Annotated in this window: 2 protein-coding genes; one reads left to right on the top strand and one right to left on the bottom strand. The window is 65.0% G+C overall.

The annotated features are described in order from the left end of the window. Positions 1-703 (top strand): hypothetical protein (locus tag VEY12_10305; GenBank protein ID HYM40510.1); only part of this gene is annotated, 703 nt, incomplete at its 5' end. A gap of 587 nt (positions 704-1,290) precedes the next feature. On the opposite strand, the gene VEY12_10300 is transcribed toward VEY12_10305, so the two are convergent. Further along, on the bottom strand, positions 1,291-1,508 hold a 218-nt coding region (locus VEY12_10300; protein ID HYM40509.1), incomplete at its 5' end, for a hypothetical protein.

Here is a 1,508-nt window from a genome sequence, read left to right as displayed (position 1 = left end):
CCTCCTGGACAGCCGCGTGCGGTCTCGGATGGGGACCGCCTCCGTGTACTTCCCGCCGTATCGGGAGGACGAGATCCTGGCGATCATCGAGGGGCGGCGCGACGCCTTCCGTCCTGAGACCCTCGCCCCCGGGGTCCTGCGACGGTGCGCACGGCTAGCCGCGGAAGAGCACGGCGACGCCCGCCGGGCCCTCGACCTGCTTCGGACCGCCGGGGAGGTTGCCGACGCCGAGGGCGCGGCACGCGTCGAGCTGTGCCACGTGGAGCGGGCCGACACCGTCTTGCAGGCGGAGCGGACCACCCGCGTGATTCAGGACCTGCCGATCCAGGAGATCGTCCTCGTCAACGCCCTGAGCCTGGCCGCGAACGAGGCGTACGGGACAATTGCGGACGAAGGGAAGGTCACGCCCCCCGAGAATCCGGCCGTGCCGACGGACGTGGTGTTCAAGCGTTACTGCAGGCAAGCGGCCTTCTGGAACCTGTGCCCGAAGGGCCGCCGCCGGTTCCTCGATTTCCTGCAAGACCTCGAGATGCACGGGCTCATCGGCTCCGCCACCGAGTCGTCCGGCCGCTACGGCCGCCGCAAGCTCGTCTGGATCCTGGGGGACCCGATCAACATCGGGTACGCGGCCCACTACCACCTCGTCCACCAGTGCCGGCCCGACCTCATGATGTACGCCGTGGGCGCCCCTTCGGATTACTAGGGAGTCGGGTCCCTCGGCAATGAGTGCCTTCCTCGGGTCCCCGTCGCAACCGCGGAGCCGCGGCGAACTTAGATGGCTGCAGATTCTGAGCGTCGATCTTGGCTAGACGATTCCGTTCACCGATGACGGTCGATTGTCGTGCCTCCGGATGGGTGAAGCCCGTTCCGAGCGGCTACGAAGGGGGCGGAGCTCCCGGTAGGAGTGCGTGAGGTCCCCGGATTGCGCCCGGCGCAGTACGAACCGGACGGGGGGGGAGCAAGCTCGTGGAGCGCCTGGTTGGGCAGGCGACAGCGTGCCAAGGCGGGAGGTACGCGCACTGGAGGAAGGGCTTGCTGGATGAGATTCCGCAACGGTGGCTGATGCCGTCGTGGTAATTGCGCGGACGGAAGCGCGGCGATGGTGGTGGGGATGCTGGAAGCGTTCGGTGACGAGATCCATCGACGAAGGGAGATCGGAAGAGGCTCGACTCGTGACGCGTTGGCCTGTTTCCCTCTCGCACAACCATTGCCGACAGGTCGGGGATAGAGAAGAGGCAGAATGCCGGACAGTAGCAAGTTCCAGGTTGCATTCAGGCCCTGGCCCTCCGGTTATGCCCGCTCTTGCGTTCTCGCGAGAATGTACGTGTCTTGGTAGAGAACATTCGGATGGTAGTTTGGGGGCACGATTCTTCCGGACCAATTGCCATAGTCTGTCCTGAGAACTGTGAGTCCGTGTTCGGACAAGACTTCGATTAGGTAGGTTTCTTCATACGCTACTGCAGCCTCCGGGACGTTCTCACTGCTCACGCTATAGACGCCGCGTTCGT

Source organism: Thermoplasmata archaeon, from assembly GCA_035632695.1.
Classification (GTDB): Archaea; Thermoplasmatota; Thermoplasmata; order RBG-16-68-12; family RBG-16-68-12; genus RBG-16-68-12.
The sequence above is the reverse complement of the archived record's forward strand: the minus strand, read 5'-3'. Positions and strand labels throughout refer to the sequence as shown.